The sequence below is a fragment of the Pseudomonas sp. NBRC 111127 genome (assembly GCF_001320345.1).
GTDB lineage: Bacteria > Pseudomonadota > Gammaproteobacteria > Pseudomonadales > Pseudomonadaceae > Aquipseudomonas > Aquipseudomonas juntendi.
On record NZ_BCBD01000117.1, the window covers coordinates 1 to 17,205 of the forward strand.

Annotated in this window: 18 protein-coding genes; 6 read left to right on the forward strand and 12 right to left on the reverse strand. The window is 65.4% G+C overall.

Features of this window, described 5'->3' with window-relative positions; genetic code table 11:
- Window positions 1-110 precede the first annotated feature (110 nt).
- The 7 genes from mdcH to mdcA are packed head-to-tail and all read right to left on the reverse strand — an operon-like array spanning window position 111 to window position 6,140.
- Window positions 111-1,031 (reverse strand): malonate decarboxylase subunit epsilon, encoded by a 921-nt coding sequence (gene mdcH / locus APH30_RS19230; protein WP_029887238.1) that lies wholly within the window; start codon window positions 1,029-1,031, stop codon window positions 111-113.
- Window positions 1,028-1,642 carry a malonate decarboxylase holo-ACP synthase gene (locus tag APH30_RS19235; RefSeq protein ID WP_054913462.1) on the reverse strand — a complete coding sequence of 205 codons (615 nt, stop codon included), beginning with the start codon at window positions 1,640-1,642 and terminating at the stop codon, window positions 1,028-1,030. Before APH30_RS19235 ends, mdcH begins: the two co-directional genes overlap by 4 nt.
- 1 nt (window position 1,643) lies before the next feature.
- Window positions 1,644-2,435: a biotin-independent malonate decarboxylase subunit gamma gene (mdcE, locus tag APH30_RS19240; RefSeq protein ID WP_029887236.1), complete on the reverse strand. Its 792-nt coding sequence runs from the start codon at window positions 2,433-2,435 to the stop codon at window positions 1,644-1,646.
- Window positions 2,432-3,280, reverse strand: coding sequence for a biotin-independent malonate decarboxylase subunit beta (locus APH30_RS19245; protein WP_054913463.1), 849 nt, complete (start codon window positions 3,278-3,280; stop codon window positions 2,432-2,434). Before APH30_RS19245 ends, mdcE begins: the two co-directional genes overlap by 4 nt.
- Window positions 3,273-3,572 (reverse strand): malonate decarboxylase subunit delta, encoded by a 300-nt coding sequence (locus APH30_RS19250; RefSeq protein WP_054913464.1) that lies wholly within the window; start codon window positions 3,570-3,572, stop codon window positions 3,273-3,275. Before APH30_RS19250 ends, APH30_RS19245 begins: the two co-directional genes overlap by 8 nt.
- A 1-nt stretch (window position 3,573) precedes the next feature.
- On the reverse strand, window positions 3,574-4,479 hold the full coding sequence (locus tag APH30_RS19255) for a triphosphoribosyl-dephospho-CoA synthase (RefSeq protein WP_054913465.1): 906 nt from the start codon (window positions 4,477-4,479) through the stop codon (window positions 3,574-3,576).
- On the reverse strand, window positions 4,479-6,140 hold the full coding sequence (mdcA, locus tag APH30_RS19260; RefSeq protein WP_054913466.1) for a malonate decarboxylase subunit alpha: 1,662 nt from the start codon (window positions 6,138-6,140) through the stop codon (window positions 4,479-4,481). The genes APH30_RS19255 and mdcA overlap by 1 nt, the downstream gene beginning before the upstream one ends.
- A gap of 329 nt (window positions 6,141-6,469) precedes the next feature.
- Here mdcA and APH30_RS19265 point away from each other — a divergent pair, with 329 nt between their 5' ends.
- Window positions 6,470-7,540 (forward strand): enoyl-CoA hydratase/isomerase family protein, encoded by a 1,071-nt coding sequence (locus tag APH30_RS19265; RefSeq protein ID WP_054913467.1) that lies wholly within the window; start codon window positions 6,470-6,472, stop codon window positions 7,538-7,540.
- A gap of 16 nt (window positions 7,541-7,556) precedes the next feature.
- Window positions 7,557-8,708: an acyl-CoA dehydrogenase family protein gene (locus APH30_RS19270; protein ID WP_054913468.1), complete on the forward strand. Its 1,152-nt coding sequence runs from the start codon at window positions 7,557-7,559 to the stop codon at window positions 8,706-8,708.
- A 39-nt stretch (window positions 8,709-8,747) separates the two neighbouring features.
- Here APH30_RS19270 and APH30_RS19275 read toward each other — a convergent pair whose 3' ends face one another.
- Window positions 8,748-9,680, reverse strand: a complete 933-nt coding sequence (locus tag APH30_RS19275) for a LysR family transcriptional regulator (RefSeq protein ID WP_029887230.1) — start codon at window positions 9,678-9,680, stop codon at window positions 8,748-8,750.
- A 124-nt stretch (window positions 9,681-9,804) separates the two neighbouring features.
- Between APH30_RS19275 and APH30_RS19280 the strand changes: the two genes are divergently transcribed.
- A complete protein-coding gene (locus tag APH30_RS19280; RefSeq protein ID WP_009686708.1) occupies window positions 9,805-10,065 on the forward strand; it encodes a DUF2790 domain-containing protein in 261 nt (86 codons plus the stop codon).
- Window position 10,066: 1 nt separating this feature from the next.
- Here the strand turns inward: APH30_RS19280 and APH30_RS19285 are convergent, their stop codons facing one another.
- Window positions 10,067-10,759, reverse strand: a complete 693-nt coding sequence (locus tag APH30_RS19285) for a tRNA (adenine(22)-N(1))-methyltransferase TrmK (RefSeq protein WP_054913472.1) — start codon at window positions 10,757-10,759, stop codon at window positions 10,067-10,069.
- 136 nt (window positions 10,760-10,895) lie between these two features.
- Between APH30_RS19285 and APH30_RS19290 the strand changes: the two genes are divergently transcribed.
- Both APH30_RS19290 and APH30_RS19295 read left to right on the forward strand, forming a co-directional pair.
- On the forward strand, window positions 10,896-11,276 hold the full coding sequence (locus APH30_RS19290; protein ID WP_054913469.1) for a RidA family protein: 381 nt from the start codon (window positions 10,896-10,898) through the stop codon (window positions 11,274-11,276).
- Window positions 11,277-11,399: 123 nt separating this feature from the next.
- Window positions 11,400-13,400, forward strand: a complete 2,001-nt coding sequence (locus APH30_RS19295) for a U32 family peptidase (RefSeq protein WP_029887226.1) — start codon at window positions 11,400-11,402, stop codon at window positions 13,398-13,400.
- Between the two features lie 47 nt (window positions 13,401-13,447).
- On the opposite strand, the gene APH30_RS19300 is transcribed toward APH30_RS19295, so the two are convergent.
- The gene (locus tag APH30_RS19300; protein ID WP_054913470.1) at window positions 13,448-14,773 is read right to left on the reverse strand and encodes a sigma-54 dependent transcriptional regulator; all 1,326 of its coding nucleotides are present in this window, start codon (window positions 14,771-14,773) and stop codon (window positions 13,448-13,450) included.
- 340 nt (window positions 14,774-15,113) lie between these two features.
- Between APH30_RS19300 and APH30_RS19305 the strand changes: the two genes are divergently transcribed.
- Window positions 15,114-15,380: a hypothetical protein gene (locus tag APH30_RS19305; RefSeq protein ID WP_009686703.1), complete on the forward strand. Its 267-nt coding sequence runs from the start codon at window positions 15,114-15,116 to the stop codon at window positions 15,378-15,380.
- A gap of 106 nt (window positions 15,381-15,486) precedes the next feature.
- Here the strand turns inward: APH30_RS19305 and APH30_RS19310 are convergent, their stop codons facing one another.
- Together APH30_RS19310 and APH30_RS19315 are read right to left on the reverse strand one after the other, a co-directional pair.
- A complete protein-coding gene (locus APH30_RS19310) occupies window positions 15,487-16,065 on the reverse strand; it encodes a VWA domain-containing protein (RefSeq protein ID WP_054913473.1) in 579 nt (192 codons plus the stop codon).
- An 89-nt stretch (window positions 16,066-16,154) separates the two neighbouring features.
- Window positions 16,155-17,165: an ATP-binding protein gene (locus tag APH30_RS19315; RefSeq protein WP_029887955.1), complete on the reverse strand. Its 1,011-nt coding sequence runs from the start codon at window positions 17,163-17,165 to the stop codon at window positions 16,155-16,157.
- Between the last annotated feature and the right edge of the window lie 40 nt (window positions 17,166-17,205).

A 17,205-nucleotide genomic window follows, 5' to 3' on the forward strand; every position in this document is an offset into this window, starting at 1 on the left:
AGGTAGTGTCGAAGTTGCTTGTTGTTGTTCTTCGCCATCGGTAAACCCGCAAGCGCCGCACTGGCTTCATTAACGGGCGTAGCCCGTGCCAGCCGGCGCGCTGCCCGCCATCATCGCCGGTCCGCCACCTCCTGGCGCAGCAGCGCATCCAGGCTGTCCCATCGGGTGCCTTCCACCGCCAGCACCCTGCCCTGTTCGAACACCGGCCTGGCCAGGCCGCTGAGCGTGCTGCCAGGCGGCATTTCCAGGTGCAGGCGCACGCCGCGTTCATAGGCATTGCGCAACGCTGCCCGCCAGTCCACCCGGCGCGCCATGTTGCCGGCCAGATCGTCGCGCAGGCGCTGCGGGTCGACTATCACCCGTGCGCTGCTGCCACTGAGGTAAGTGATACGTGGCCGCTGCAGTTCGACCGCAGCGAAGGCCGCAGCCAGCTCTGCTGCCGGGCCAGCCAGCAACGGGCAATGCGATGGCACGCTGACTGCCAGCCGGCGCGCGATGCCCCTGCCCAGGCTGCGCGCGCGGGCCGCCACCGCCGCCATCGCCGTTTCGCTGCCGGCAATGACGATCTGCTGCTCGCTGTTGAGGTTGGCGACATACACCTCGCCGCCCACCTCGCCCAGCAAGCGCTCGACACTGGCCAGCTCCAGGCCACTGAGCGCAGTCATGCCATAGCCGCGCGGATAGGCCCGTTGCATCAGTTCGCCGCGCAGGGCAACCAGGCGCACAGCGTCGGCAAAGCCCAAAGCACCGGCCACCACTGCCGCCGGATAGGCGCCGACCGACAAGCCCGCCACGCAATCCGGCCCTGGGCTGCGCTGCATCAACCAGCGCGCCCAGGCCACGCCACTGAGCAGCAGGCACAACTGCACGGCGCGGGTCGACTGCAGGGCGTGCTCGCTGTCCAACGCCAGTGCGTTCTGGCCAAGGGCATCGCTGGCCTCTTCCAGCACCGGCGCGCTGCCTTCGGGCAGGCGCTGCAACATGCCGACCTGCTGGGCACCCTGGCCCGGGAACGCGAACAGAGTGCTCATGCGGCACGCTCCCGTACAGCCCACGGGTCTTCGCACAGGCATGGCCCCACGGACGACTTGAGCAACACACGTTGGGCGAAACCGGCCCACTCGCGCAACGCCACAGCCCCGCCCGGGGTTTCCAGCTGCGCATCGATACGGCATGGCGCGCCGTCCAGCATCGCCAACAGCGTGCGGGCCTGTATACGCGCCAGCGGTTGCGGCGTGCGTACCAGTAGGTCCAGGTCGCTGTCGGCGTGCAGCACGTCAATACCCGTTGCAATCTGGTAACCCACGCCACCTGTCGGCCCCCAGGCCAGGCCGCAGGCATCGAGCATTGGCGCTACCCAGGCCAGGGCCTGCAATGCTGGCCAGGCGCGCTGTGTTGGCCGCTGCAAGGCTTCGGGGGCCTGCTGGCGTTGAATGTCGCCAACCCGCATCAACGCTGCCAGGCGCTGCGCCCGCCCTTGGCCACGTACGCCCACGGCGACCCAGCCGGCGTCACACACCGCGCGGCGCACGACCACCGGCTGGCCGCCGGCCAACACTTCCCGTGCCCACAGCGGCGCGTCGGCCGGCAGGGCCGAAGTGGGCATGCCCCACAGCAGGTCATGGGGGCGTGGCGCGCTCACCTCAGGCACCCTGCCATTGGCGGCGCAGTTGCTCACGCACTTGCCGCGAGGCACTGCGGTGTTCGCCCGCCAGCCGCGACGACAGGTCGGTCGAGCTGCCAATATCGCGGACCGCGTCGGCAAGGCAGGCACGCACCCGGGCAATGTCGGCGCTGCCAGGCGCTTCGGCGTTGGCCACCGTCAACCGACGCCACAGCAGGCCCAGTGACGCATAGCTAGCCAGGTCATAGGCCATGGGCGGCACCTCGGCGGCCAACGCTTCCAGTTGCTCGACACTGCGCAGGGTAATCCGCGCGGCTGCCGCCTTGCCCATGGCATGCACCATTACCCCGGCATCGTCCAGGGCGATCAGGCGCTGGGCCTGGTAGCCGTGGGCAAGAAAAGCGCCAGACATGGCCTTGCCGACCAGCAGCCCGATTACCGGGTGACCGGCCAGCCGGGCCTGGGCGTAAGCCTGCACAGCGCCAGCCAAGGCCTGATGGATACCCAAGGCCTCCTCACGGCGACCGTAGGCCTGGCTGGGCACATCGATCACCGCGACAATTGCGCGCTTGTGCCCCTGGCTGTCAGCGTCGACCGCGTCGCTCACGGCCTTGGCCAGGCCCCAACCCTCCAGCAGGCCGACTTCGCCCCCGCGGGCCCGGGGGAACGGATTGGCGGGGTCCGGGACCACGGCGATAAAGCGCGCCAGGCGGTTGTCCAGTTCGCCATCGATGACCTGCAACGACGCCGGGTAGCCCGGCAAGGGCTGGCCGCCCGCCAGGCCCGGCAGCCAGTTCATGGCACGGTTCATTGGGCTTCTCCTTGGTAAAGGGCACGCACAGCGGTAGCGTCCAGTTGCGGGCACTCGGCGCCCAGCCGGGCCATGCGCTCGAGGTACCAGGCGTGTTGCCGGGCGCGGTCAGCGCCAGGCGAGTCGAGCAATTGCAGCAGGCAGTCGCGCAGCGCCTGGATGTCATCGGCCACATAGCCATCGACCAGCCCGCTGGCATGGCGCTGTTCGCCGCCGCTCAGGCTCCAGATGAACGGCCGGTCCTTGGCGTCATACTCGGCAATGCCGGCTTCCTGTTCGATGACCTGAGGCCCGTTGAGGCCCAGGCGGGCCTCGCGGGTGACCAGTAAATGGCTGCACAAGCCAGCGGCGATCGACATGCCGCCGAAGCACCCGACGGAACCTGCAATCAGCCCGATTACCGGCTGCCAGGCCCGCAGTTCGACGATCGCCGCCTGGATTTCGGCAATCGCTGCCAGGCCAAGGTTGGCTTCCTGCAAGCGCACACCGCCGGTTTCCAGCAGCAGCACTGCACACGTGGGGATGCCATTGCGGTTGTCTTCGATGGCCAGCTCCAACGCCCCGGCAATCTTGGCGCCGCCCACCTCGCCCATGCTGCCGCCCTGGAAGCCGCCCTCGATAGCGGCGACCAGCGCATTGCGCCCGTTCAGCGTGCCTTTGGCGATGACCACGCCGTCGTCAGCCTGCGGCACGATGCCCTGCAAGGGCAGCCAAGGCGACATCAGCCGGTCGAAGGGGCCGAGCAGCTCGCGGAAACTGCCCGGGTCGAGCACGGCGCGGGCGCGCTGCCGGGCACCCAGTTCTACGAAGCTGCGGCTGCGCAGCAGGCGTGCGGTGTCAGTCATGGGCGATCTCCTCGAAGCCTTGTTCCAGGCGCAGGCGGACCACCCCCGGGGTGGCGCCGAAGTCATGAATGTCGATGTTCACGGCCGGCCAGGCGCGGTCCTCGAACAGGCGCTGGAACAGTTGCGCCCAGCGCGCGGCGCTGCCATCGACCGAAGTCACCACCTGGATCTGCAGATGGCCGGCGGTGCCGGGTTCGATCAGTACTTCAAGGTCGCCGGAGCTGACACAGCCCACCAGCGTGCGGCCACGCCCCGGTTCGGCGGCGGGGAAATCGAAGGTCAGGGTTTCCATGTCACAGGCTCCCGGCTTTGTCGAGGAACAGGCAGGCGGCCAGTAGATCGGCGGCGCCGCCCGGTGAGGCGTTCAGTTGCAGCAGTTGCTGGTCCAGCGCACGCAGGTGGCGGCGCCCGGCCAGGGTGGCACTGCCCCCGGCACCCAGTACCGCGCGGGCGCCCTGCTGCACGGCGGCCAGCCCGGCAGGGCCGCTGCGCCACAGCACACAGGTATCGCTGAGCACGGCCATGATGGCGAGCAAGGCATCGAGCCGGGCGTTGGCCTCACTGGCACCGCTGGCACGGCTGCGTTGCAGGTGTGGCAAGCCGTGGCCGATAACTGCAGGGAAGCCTTGTTGCGCCTGTTCGCGGGCACCGCTGCTGCCATAGCGCTGGCGCACCTGCAGGCCATGGCTGTGCTGCTGCGGCATGGCCGGGTCGTCGAACAGGGCGATGCGCCCGGCCCGCGCGGCCACCGTGCTGGCGCTGGCATCGGGGTCGAGCGCCTTGGCGGCGACCAGCAGGCCCAGGGCCCAGATTGCGCCGCGGTGGGTGTTGACCCCATGGGTCGCGGCCAGCATCGCGGCTTCGCCTTCACGGCCGAGCTGGCCCAAGCTGGCGCGCAGGGGTTGGCCGATGGTGCCAATGGTTTGCGCGGCTGCGGCCATGTTGCGCAGGCAGGGCCACAGGGCCAGGGCCGAGGCGTGCATCAGGGCCAGAGTCATGTCGGTGTGAGCGCCGTTGCTGCGGCGGTCGACCAGGCCGGGTTTGGGGGACAGCTCGGCTTCGTCGATCAGGGCTTCCACGGCCAGGTCGGCCAGGTGGTCTGGCAGTTGAATCCGGGTTGTGTGGGCTGGCCTCTTCGCGGGTAAACCCGCGCCCACAGGGACCGTAACAGGTTCAAGGCGCAAGTCGTGTGCTTTCATCACCAGCTCCTGAACCGTGCTGGCGGGTTGTACAGGCCGCCGGACCATTCAACCAGGTCGGCAACGCTGCGCGCTGCCAGCAGCTCGCGGCTGGCGTCGGTGCGGCGGATGCCCAGGTCTTCGGGCAATGCGACCAGGCCTTGCTGGCGCAGGCGCGCAGTGTCTTTCGGGTCATGCCGCAGGCCGATGGCGGTAACCCCGGCCACAGCGGCAATCATCTGCTGGCGCTCTTCCAGGCTGCGGGCCTTGTACAGGTAGGCAATGCCCTCTTCGGTCAACAGGTGGGTAACGTCGTCACCGTAGATCATCACCGGGGCCAGCGGCATGCCGGCCTTTTTCGCCACGGCCACCGCATCCAGGGTTTCCACGAAGGTCGGTTTGCCGCCTTCCTGGTAGGTTTCGACCATCTGCACCACCAGCTTGCGGCCGCGCTCCAGCAGGGTTTGCGGCACGGTCATGTCGAGCCAGGCCGGCGTTGCATGGCGCCGGCCCCGGGGGTCGTGGCCCATGTTCGGCGCCCCGCCAAAGCCGGCCAGGCGGCCGCGGGTGACTGTCGACGAATGGCCATCGCCGTCTACCTGCAGGGTCGCGCCAATGAACAGGTCCACGGCGTACTGCCCGGCCAGCTGGCACATCATGCGGTTGGAGCGCAGCGAACCGTCACGGCCGGTGAAGAACACATCGGGCCGCTGGGCGATGTAATCCTCCATGCCCAGCTCGGTGCCAAAGCAATGCACGCTTTGCACCCAGCCGCTTTCGATAGCCGGGATCAGCGTAGGGTGCGGGTTGAGGGTCCAGTTGCGGCAGATCTTGCCCTTGAGCCCCAGCGACTCGCCGTAGGTGGGCAGGATCAGCTCGATGGCAGCGGTATTGAAGCCGATACCATGGTTCAACGACTGCACCTGGTGTTTTTCGTAGATGCCGCGAATGGCCATCATCGCCATCAGCACATGCACCGGCTTGATGTGACGTGGGACGCGGGTGAACAGTGGTTCGATGTAGAAAGGCTGGTCGGCAACCACCACGAAATCGACCCATGACGCCGGGATATCGACCCGCGGCAGGTCCTCCACACGGTCGACCAGCTGGTTGACCTGGGCGATGACGATACCGTCGCTGAACGCGGCCGGCTCCACCAGCGCCGGGGTGTCTTCGGTGCTGGGCCCGGTGTACAGGTTGCCTTCACGGTCGGCCATGAAGCCTGCCACCAAGGTCACGTTGGGGATCAGATCGACCAGCAGCCGCGAGTACAGCTCGATATAGGTGTGGATCGCGCCGACTTCGAGCAAGCCGTCTTCAAGCAACTGGCCAATGCGCAGGCTTTGTGGCCCGGCGAAGGAAAAATCCAGCTTGCGGGCAATGCCGCGCTCGAACAAGTCCAGGTGCTCGGCACGGCTGACGCTGGGCATGATCATGTGCAGGTCGTGCAGGCGCCCAGGGTCGACCTTGGCCAGCGAACGCGAGAGGAAGTCGGCCTGCTTCTGGTTGTTGCCTTCCAGCACCACCCGGTCGCCGGGGGCCAGCAACAGTTCCAGTGCTTCGACGATACGCTCGCTGGGCAGCACCGCACCGTCGGCAAGGTGGCGGACCTGATCGAGGCGGCGTTGCTTTTCGGCACGCCGTCGCGACCATTGCGGCGGTGGATTCTGTGTTGTTGTCATGGTGACTCCACGGGTTCGCTGTCGTGGGGTCACCTTAGGGCGGGGGCCAGCCGGGCATCAATCAAGCTCGGCGCTGGATCGTTACGCTAAGGTTAATGATCGGGGTTCTGGTGGACCAAAACACCAAGAACATCGGCGCCCGCCCGCCGAGCCAGCCCGGTAAACCTCAAACCTTGCTAGAGTGGCAACACTGCCAGGCACGCAAAAATGCAGATTCCCCCTGCAGATTTGTCGATTGTACAAGGCAAATTCGCATGCAAGGATCGCCAGATCCTCCAGCGAAATCCAGACTTCACTTGGAAAATCAATAACAAAGCAGGGAGAAGGCAATGACTGCGCACGCTTACACCTCGGCCACCGACCATGTACTGGCCGAGGTCCGCAACCAGGTCGGCCACCTGACACTGAACCGCCCCGCCGGCCTCAATGCCCTTACCCTGGACATGGTCCGTAGCCTGCGCCACCACCTGGAACAGTGGGCCCGGTACCCGCACGTACGGGCTGTGGTACTGCGCGGTGCAGGCCCCAAGGGTTTTTGCGCCGGTGGCGATATCCGTTCGCTGCACGACAGCTTCAAGGCCGGCGATACGCTGCATGAGACCTTTTTCGTCGAGGAGTATGCCCTCGACCTGGCCATCCACCGTTACCGCAAACCGGTGCTGGTGCTGATGGACGGCTTCACCCTCGGCGGTGGCATGGGCCTGGCTCAGGGCTGTGACCTGCGCGTGGTGACCGAGCGCAGCCGCCTGGGTATGCCTGAAGTCGGCATTGGCTATTTTCCCGACGTGGGCGGCAGTTATTTTCTGTCGCGCCTCCCTGGCGAGCTGGGCATCTACCTGGGTGTGAGCGGCGCACAGGTGCAGGCCGCCGATGCGCTGTATTGCGGCCTGGCCGACTGGTACCTGGCCAGCGACCAGCTCGCCGCCCTGGATCAGGGCCTAGACCAGCTGAGTTTCGGCGACCACCCGCTCAAGGACCTGCAGGGCCTGCTGGCCAGGCTCGGTAGCCAGGTGCTGGAGGATGCCCCGCTGGAAAAGCTGCGCCCGGTCATCGACCACTTCTTCGCCCTGCCCGACCTGCCGGCCATCGTCGAGCAATTGCGCACGGTCAGCATTGGCGACAGCCACGCCTGGGCCACGGCCACCGCCGATCAGCTGGAAAGCCGCTCACCGCTGGCCATGGCCGTTACGCTGGAGATGCTGCGCCGGGGCCGCCAACGGGACCTGGAGGCGTGCTTTGCCATGGAGCTGCACCTGGACCGCCAGTGGTTCCAGCATGGCGATATCATCGAAGGCGTACGCGCCCTGATCATCGACAAGGACAAGCAACCGCGCTGGAACCCACCTACCCTGGCTGCACTGCAACGCCAGCGGGTCGACCAATTCTTCGAAGGCCTGTGAGCCCGGGAGTACACCGATGCAAGACCTGGAACTGAGCGAAGAACAGATCATGATCCGCGACATGGCGCGCGATTTTGCCCGTGGCGAAATCGCCCCGCACGCCCAGGCCTGGGAAAAGGCCGGCTGGATCGATGACGACGTGGTACGCAAGATGGGCGAACTGGGCCTGCTGGGCATGGTCGTGCCCGAAGCCTTTGGCGGCAGCTACACCGACTACGTTGCCTATGCCCTGGCGGTAGAGGAAATTTCCGCCGGTTGTGGCGCCACCGGGGCGATGATGAGCATTCACAACTCGGTAGGTTGCGGCCCGCTGCTGGCATATGGCACGGCCGACCAACAGCAGCAATGGCTGCCACGCCTGGCCACGGGTGAAGTGATCGGCTGCTTCTGCCTGACCGAGCCGCAAGCCGGCTCCGAGGCGCATAACCTGCGGACCCGCGCAGAGTTGGTAGACGGCCAATGGGTAATCAATGGCGCCAAGCAGTTCGTCAGCAATGCCCGGCGTGCCGGCCTGGCGATCGTGTTTGCGGTAACCGACCCGGACCTGGGCAAAAAGGGCCTGTCGGCCTTTCTGGTGCCCACCGACAACCCGGGCTTCAAAGTCGACCGCAGCGAACACAAGATGGGCATCCGCGCCTCTGACACCTGCGCGGTCACGTTCGACAACTGCCGTGTACCGGCCGCCAACCTGCTGGGTGAGCGCGGCAAGGGCCTGGCCATCGCCTTGTCCAACCTTGAAGGGGGCCGGATCGGTATCGCCGCGCAAGCGCTGGGCATCGCCCGTGCGGCATTCGAAGCAGCGCTGGGTTATTCACGGGACCGTGTGCAATTCGGCAAGCCGATCAACGAGCACCAGAGCATCGCCAACCTGTTGGCCGACATGCAGGTGCAGGTCAACGCCGCGCGGCTGCTGATTTTGCATGCTGCGCGCCTGCGCAGCGCCGGCAGGCCGTGCCTGTCAGAGGCATCCCAGGCCAAGCTGTTCGCCTCGGAAATGGCCGAACGGGTGTGCTCGATGGCGATCCAGGTACATGGCGGCTACGGCTACCTGGAAGACTACCCGGTAGAGCGTTACTACCGCGATGCCCGGATCACCCAGATCTACGAAGGGTCGAGCGAAATCCAGCGCATGCTGATTGCGCGGGAGCTGAAGCACTACACGCTTTAGTAGGTCGACGACCGGGCCCTGGCGCCAGGCTCTGCCCACCTAGCGCCAGTAGCGGGCGTCGTCCACCAGCTCGGCGTGCCTTTCGAACAGCGCTGGCAACTGCTCCTTGAGGTAGTCGATCCAGGTACGCACCTTGGCATCCAGGTAGTGCCGTGACGGGTAAATTGCATACAGCGCACTCTCGCGCAGCCGATACGGCGCCAACAGGCGGCACAGCCGCCCCTGCCCGATCGCCTGGCTGGCGGTGTAGAACGGCAACAGGCCTATGCCCATGCCCAACTCGCTGGCCACCAGCATGGCATCGGCAACATTGGTGGAGAAACCGTCCTTCGGTACGATCACACACTGGTCGACCCCCTGCGGGAACACCCAGTCACCTTCGTACAGGGGGTACGACATGCGCAGGCAACGATGGCCGTGCAAGTCTTCGGGGCTTTCCGGTACGCCATTGGCTTCCAGGTAGGCCGGGGCCGCGCAGGGGATACTGAAGATATTGCCCAGCGGCACGGCGATCAGCTGCGAATCGGGCAACGCGCCGTCCACGGTAATCACCACATCATGCCCTTCGGCCAGCGGGTCGGGGTTGCGCTGTGACAGGGTCAGCTCGATCACCACCTCCGGGCACAACGCGTTGTAGCCGGCCACCAGCGGCATCAGCAACAGCCCCAGGCCATGGGGACAGTGTAGGCGTAACCGCCCACGCGGCGTCAGGTGCGCACCACGGGCCTCGCCCACCGCTTCTTCGGTCAGCAGCATGATCTGCCGCGCCCGCTCGAGAAACCGCTCCCCGGCCTCGCTCATGCGCAAGCGCCGGGTGGTGCGGTGCAACAGGCGGGTCTGCAACTGGTTTTCCAGCTCCGCCACGATGCGCGAAACCTGTGCCGCAGAGATGTCCAGGGCGTTGGCGGCCGCCGCGAAGCTGCCGCATTCCACCACACGGGCGAAGGTACGCATGGCATGCAGCATGTCCATGAAAGTGAGCTCCTTAGTGGGTGTTATTGTTACGTTAAAGGCAGGAATCTATCACGACTTAGCCCATTTATTGTGTAAGGCCTTTGAATACATCATTAGTCATACATTGTAAAAGGAGCCAGCCATGAAACCCTCCCTCGCTATAATCGCCATTTCCGCTGCCTTGGCTTCGTGCGCAGCCCTCGCCGCCACGGGCAACGATCAGCCAGCCAGTAGCAACTATGCATACGGTATGCACCTGGATGTGGCCAAAGTGATTTCCATCACCCCGCCCAGCAACGTCGGCGACTGCCAGATCGGCACCGCTCACATGGTGTACCTCGACCACCATGACCAGAAGCACGAAATCAGTTACCGCGAGATGAGCAACTGCCCGCAACAGTGACTCAGGCCAGCAGCTGCGTTATCCAGCCTACCTGCTGGTTGAAGTCGTCTATCTTCGCCTGCGGCACTGCGCCCCGGGCCCGCTGGAAATTGGCCAGGGTGTGCTGCTTCTGGCGCAGCATGCGCTGCCATTTACCCAGGAACGCCGCGCTTTTTTCCTGCATCAGCAACGGCCCGAAGTACAGCTGTTGAGCGGTGTACACCGCCCTGCCCGGCTCGGCGACGATGATCTCGTAGTCGAAGCGGTTTTCCCGCAGCAGTTCCTCGTGGACGATCCGGTAGCCATTGCCGGCCAGCCACTGGCGTAGTTCGCGCTCACCGCCGTTGGGCTGCAGTAGCAGGCGGGTGACGCCGGCAAGGCGCTGCGGGCCTGCCTGCAGGATGGCGCACATGGTGTCGCCGCCCATGCCGCACAGGCTGACCACCGTGATACGGTCCTGTGGCTCGATGGCTGCCAAGCCATCGGCCAGGCGCACGGCCACAGAGGCCTCCAGGCCGTTGCGGCTCACCGTGCGTTGGGCCGAGGCGAACGGCACCTGCGCCACCTCACCGGCCACCCCGGCCTCGATCACCCCGCGCAGCATCAACGCCACCGGCAGGAAGCCGTGGTCCGAGCCAATGTCGGCCAGGCGCGCGCCCTGCGGCACATAGGCAGCCACGCGCTCCAGGCGCCGGGACAAAGTCTGTTCGTTCAACGTAAACCTCTGGTCTGGCAATCGGCCGCGATTCTGCCGGTGAACGCCGCGCTTTACAAACGCCGGGGTGCGCTCGACCGGTGCGTTGCGCTCGCGTAGGCTTGCCGTTTCCTTCCGTTGCAAGGCAAACCACACCATGGCTCAAGCAGACATCATCTATACCCCCGACCCGGACGCCGACTCGATTTCTTCCGACGTCGCCGAGTACAACGGCGTGCTGGTCACCACCCAGATCCCGACCCGTGCCGACGGCAGCCTGGAACTGGGTGGCATCGTCGCGCAAAGCGAGTGCACCCTGCAGGCCTTGAAAGTGGCGCTGGAAAAAGCCGGCAGCGGCATGGACCGCGTGCTGCACCTGACCATCTACCTGACCGACATGGCCGACCGCGCGGCATTCAACGAAGTGTACCAGCGCTTCTTCAGCAAACCCTGGCCGGTACGTGCCGCCGTTGGGGTGGCCGCCCTGGCGTTCGACGGCATGCGCGTCGAAGTGACGGCGATGGCCGCCAAGCGCTGACCGACCGTCGTTGCCGCCCCCTCGCACCCTGGCTGCACACCTTCGGGCAGCCCAAGGGTGCCGCCAGCCCGTTTCGCCGCTACAATGCGCGCCTAACCCGTGACAGCCCGAAAATACAACGACATGTCCCTTCCAAAGAACCAGCTGGAACTGCTCAGCCCAGCGCGTGACGTGGCCATCGCCCGTGAGGCGATCCTGCACGGCGCTGATGCCATCTATATCGGCGGCCCAAGCTTCGGCGCGCGCCACAATGCCTGCAATGAAGTCAGCGACATTGCCGAACTGGTCGAGTTCGCCCATCGGTACCATGCGCGCGTGTTCACCACCATCAACACCATCCTCCACGACAACGAGCTGGAGCCGGCGCGCAAGCTGATCCACCAGTTGCATGACGCCGGTGTCGATGCACTGATCGTGCAGGACCTGGGGGTGATGGAGCTGGACATCCCGCCGATCGAGCTGCACGCCAGCACCCAGACCGACATTCGCACCCTGGAGCGGGCGAAATTCCTCGACCAGGCCGGTTTCTCGCAACTGGTGCTGGCCCGCGAGCTGAATTTGCAGCAAATCCGCAGCATCGCCGCCGAAACCGACGCGGCCATCGAGTTCTTCATCCATGGTGCACTGTGCGTGGCATTTTCCGGCCAGTGCAACATCTCCCACGCGCAAACCGGGCGCAGCGCCAACCGTGGCGACTGCTCGCAGGCCTGCCGCCTGCCATACACCCTGAAGGATGACCAGGGCCGCGTGGTCGCGTTCGAGAAACACCTGCTGTCGATGAAAGACAACAACCAGACCGCCAACCTGGCCGACCTGGTCGATGCCGGCGTGCGCTCGTTCAAGATCGAAGGGCGTTACAAGGACATGGGCTATGTGAAGAACATCACGGCCCACTACCGCAAGGAACTGGACGCCATCCTGGAAGGCCGCCCGCACTATGCCCGCGCTTCCAGCGGGCGCACCGAGCACTTCTTCCTGCCCGACCCGGACAAGACCTTCCACCGCGGCAGCACCGACTACTTCGTCACCGACCGCAAGGTCGATATCGGCGCATTCGACTCGCCAACCTTCACCGGCCTGCCGGTGGGCGTGGTGGAAAAGGTCGGCAAGCGCGACCTGCACGTGGTGACCGACGTGCCGTTGACCAACGGCGACGGCCTGAATGTGCTGGTCAAACGCGAAGTGCTGGGTTTTCGCGCCAACATCGCCGAGCCCCGCGGCGAGTTTGAAGAAGACGGCCAAACACGCTACCGCTATCGCGTCGAGCCCAATGAAATGCCCGAAGGGCTGCACAAGCTGCGCCCCAACCACCCGTTGTCGCGCAACCTGGACCACAACTGGCAACAGGCCCTGCAGCGCACGTCCTCCGAACGCCGGGTGGGCGTGGAGTGGCACGCGGTGCTGCGCGAGCAACGCCTGCTGCTGACCCTGAGCAGCGAGGAAGGGGTCAGTGTGCAGGTAGCCCTGGAGGGCCCGTTCGGCGTCGCCAACAAGCCCCAGCAGGCACTGGAGCAACTGCACGACCTGCTCGGCCAGCTGGGTACCACTATGTACCACGCCGACCGTATCGAGCTGGACGCCCCGCAGGCGTACTTCATCCCCAACTCGCAGCTCAAGGCCCTGCGCCGCGAGGCCATCGAGGCACTGACCGCCGCGCGGGTACAGGCCCACCCACGCGGCGCGCGCAAGGCCGAGACCACGCCGCCGCCGGTGTACCCCGAGTCGCACCTGTCGTTCCTGGCCAACGTGTACAACCAGAAGGCTCGCGACTTCTACCACCGCCATGGCGTGCAACTGATCGACGCCGCCTACGAGGCCCATGAAGAGCACGGCGAGGTGCCGGTGATGATCACCAAGCACTGCCTGCGTTTCAGCTTCAACCTGTGCCCCAAGCAGGCCAAGGGTGTCACCGGCGTACGCACCAAGGTCGCGCCCATGCAGCTGATTCAGGGCGACGAGGTACTGACGCTGAAATTCGACTGCAAGCCGTGCGAGATGCATGTGATCGGCAAGATGAAGAGCCATATCATCGACCTGCCGACACCGGGCAGCGCGGTCGCACAAGTGGTTGGGCACATCAGCCCCGAAGACCTGCTCAAGACCATCCCGCGCGGGCCGCATTGAGGGGTTCGGCCCTGGGTGATGTTCGCCCAGGTGCCGTGGTGTAACGCTCAGCGTATCTGGTGCTTGTGCAACAAGCGGTAGAACGTCGGCCGCGAAACACCCAGCACTTTGGCAGCCATGCTCAGGTTGTCACTGTGCCGGTTGAGCACATCGCACAAGGCCTGGCGCTCGGCGCGGTGCTTGTATTCTTCCAGGGTGCCTAACGGCTGCTGCTCCTGGTCGTGCAACTGCAAGCCCAGGTCCTGCGCCTCGATCTGCCGCCCTTCGGCCAGCACCAGCCCGCGGCGTACGCGGTTGGCCAGCTCGCGAACGTTCCCCGGCCAGTCATGGTGGCCCATGGCTGCCAAGGCGTGTTCACTGAAGGAACGCGGCCGGCGCCCGGTTTCCAGGCTGTAGAAATGGGCAAAATGATTGGCCAGCATGGACAAGTCGCCGTGCCGGTCGCGCAGCGGTGCTGTCACCACCTGCAATACGTTCAGGCGGTAATACAGGTCTTCGCGAAAACGCCCCTGCTCAATGGCCCGTTCCAGGTCCACGTGGGTCGCCGCCAACACCCGCACATCCACCGGTATTGGCTGGCTGCCGCCTACGCGCTCGATGTGCTTCTCCTGCAAAAAGCGCAGCAGGTTGGCCTGGAGTTCCAGCGGCAAGTCGCCAATTTCGTCCAGGAACAAGGTGCCGCCGTGGGCCGCTTCGATACGCCCGACCTTGCGCTGGTGCGCCCCGGTAAAAGCGCCTTTCTCGTGGCCGAACAATTCGGACTGGATCAAATGCTCAGGGATGGCGCCACAGTTGATGGCGATGAACGGCTGATCACTGCGCTGCGACTGGCGGTGCAGCGTGCGCGCCACCAGCTCCTTGCCAGTGCCGCTTTCACCGCGGATGAGCACAGGTGATTCGGTAGGCGCCAGTTTGCCCAGCAGCTTGCGCAGTTCGCGAATCGGCCGGCTGTCACCGAGCAATTCGTCGTTCGCTTCATCGACCTTGACCGCACCCTTGCCGCGCAGGCGCGCCATGCCGAACGCCCGGCCCAGGGTGACCTGCACCCGCGAGACGTCGAACGGCAAGGTGTGGAAGTCGAAAAACCACTCACAGACAAAGTCACCGAAGGCTGGCATGCGCAGTTGGTCGGCGCTCAGCACGGCGATCCACTCGGTGTTGCTGCGCTTGATCATGTCCTTGACCGCGTCCGGGTGCCGCAGGTGCGCGGCCTGCAAGCGCAGCAGGCCCACATCGCAGGGGTGGTCCAGTGCGGCGGCGAGCATGCAGCTGTCGACATCCCAGCCGGCGTTGCGCAGGCCCGGCAATAGGCGGTGGCAATCGTCGCAGGGGTCGACGATCAGCAAACGGCGTTGCGCGGCAGGCTGTTGCATGACCGATCCTTGGCGCCATTGTTTGATTTTTTTAAAGTAAAACAGCAAGTTGTGGCGCCCGTTTAACAGTAGCAACGAAGTTGACACTGCCCAGTACCGTCCGTCTGCCGACGCATTTTTTTACAAACGCCCACGGGAATTTTCGCACTTTAACGACATCACATGGCGGCGCAGGGAATAACGGAGATAGCCCTGGCAAAAAATTTATTCGCAATGTGTGACTTGCTACCGCACAGCGAGCATCAGTACACATAACCCCGCGCTGCACTTCGCGCACCTGAGGCGACTTTTAAGCAACGCGGACTTACTTCGCTGTTTGGGACCATAGAGAGACCGAACCATGAATGCCCCGCTCCGTGTCAACGAAGCACTGCTGATTGCCGACCACGCCTTCGAACCCTTCCAGTGCGTAGCCTGGGATGCCCCCAATGGCACTGGTGAACTCAGCCTGGCAGTGATCGACCGGACCAACACCCGCATTGGCGCCAAGCAGGTGTCTTCGCGCATCTACTCCGACCCCGCGCAGTGGGCCAGCCTGATCGAGGAAGTGCGCGCCGAATTGTGCGAAAAAGGTTACGACCTGCAACCTTGGTCGATGCCTAAATAATACCGGCGCCTATAACAAGTGCGTGCAGTGCCACGCACTTGTGCAACTTTCATCGTGCAGGCCTGACAACTTTGTCACTTGCGACATTGTGCCGCGGTGCCCCTGTTCAATACGCCAGCTTGAAGTGGTGCAAGTGCTGATAATCCGCCTGCAATTGCTCGGCCAGGCGCTGGGCACGCCCTAGCCGTACCGGTGCCAGTTCCATGTCCACCAACAGCGTGGCACAAGGCATGGGTTGGACCGTGTTGCTGTGCTGCACGCGCCCATCGGTAAACACCAGGCAGCGCAGCACTTCTTGCGGGTGTGCCCGCTGGCGTGCCTGCAGCCAATGCCGGGCCTGCTCCAGGGCTGCGAACAGTGGCGTGCCCCCGCCAGCCCCCAACGCCTGTAGCCATGGCTGCAAGGCCGCCGACGCCTTGAGGCCATGGCGCTGCCACTGCGGCATGCGCCCGCTGGCCGTGAGCAGCGCCAGGCGAGCACGCTGGCGATAAGCCTGATCGAACAGTGCTGCCAACACCCCCTTGGTTTGCGCCAGGGCCTGGTGGCGGCGGGTTGAAGCCGACGCATCGACGATCACCAGCCACAGTTCGGCAGGCCTGGCCCGGCGTTGCTGCCAGCACAGGTCCTGGCGCTGGCGTGGGCGCCCCTTGAGCAAGGTCGGCAGCCAGGCGACCCGACCTGCCAACGCGTCGCGTGCGCGCCCCCGGCTGGCACCGTGCTGCTTGCCTGCACCCGCCTTGGCATCCCCCCCTATGGCGTGTGGCTGGGGGGGGCTCAGGGCTTTTTTGCCCAGTTTGGCACCTCGCGACGGGCGCCACTGGCCACCGGCTGCGCGGGCAATGCACCCCAATCGCCCTGCCCGCCTTGCTCACCAGGGTTGCTGCCGGCCGGCTGTTCGGCCTGTTGCGGGGGGGCTGGCGGATTGGCCTGTGGCGCCACCCGGCGGCGATGGCGCAAGGCAAATTCGGCTACGGCCTCCACGTCGGTTTCTTCGATGGCTGCACCACCGCGCCAGGCACAGTGGGCGCGCGCCGCGCGCAGCCAGACCAGGTCGGCGCGCAAGCCATCCACGCCAGCAGCAAAACAGCGCTCGGTGATCCAGGCCAGTGCCTGGTCGTCCAGCGCAATGCCCGCCAGCACATGGCGCGCCGCCTGGCAGCGCTCGCGCAACTGCGCCTGCGCCTGCGCCCATTGCGCGCAAAAAGCCTGCGGGTCATGGTCGAAGGCCAGGCGCCGACGGATGATCTGCTGCCGGGCCGCAGGTTCGGGCAAACCTTGCAGGGCCACATTAAGGCCGAACCGGTCGAGCAACTGCGGGCGCAGTTCGCCTTCTTCCGGGTTCATGGTGCCGATCAGCACGAAGCGGGCGCTGTGGCGGTGCGAGATGCCGTCGCGCTCGACGCGGTTGGTACCGCTGGCGGCCACGTCAAGCAACAGGTCCACCAGGGTATCTGGCAGCAGGTTGACTTCATCCACATACAGCACGCCGCCATCGGCCTGGGCCAGCACCCCTGGGGAGAACTGAGCCTTGCCCTGACCAAGCGCGGCGTCGAGGTCCAGGGTACCGACCAACCGTTCCTCACTGGCACCCAGCGGCAGGGTCACGAACGGGCCCTCACCCAGCAGGTCTGCCAGGCCACGGGCCAAGGTGCTCTTGGCCATGCCGCGCGGGCCTTCGATCAGCACGCCGCCGATTTTCGGGTCGATGGCCGTCAGGCACAGGGCCAGCTTCAGGTCCTCGGCACCCACCACGGCCGCCAGCGGAAATTGTACGGGTTCACTCATGTCAAGCCTGTTCCTCGCCGTCGAGCAGTTGCTCCTCAAG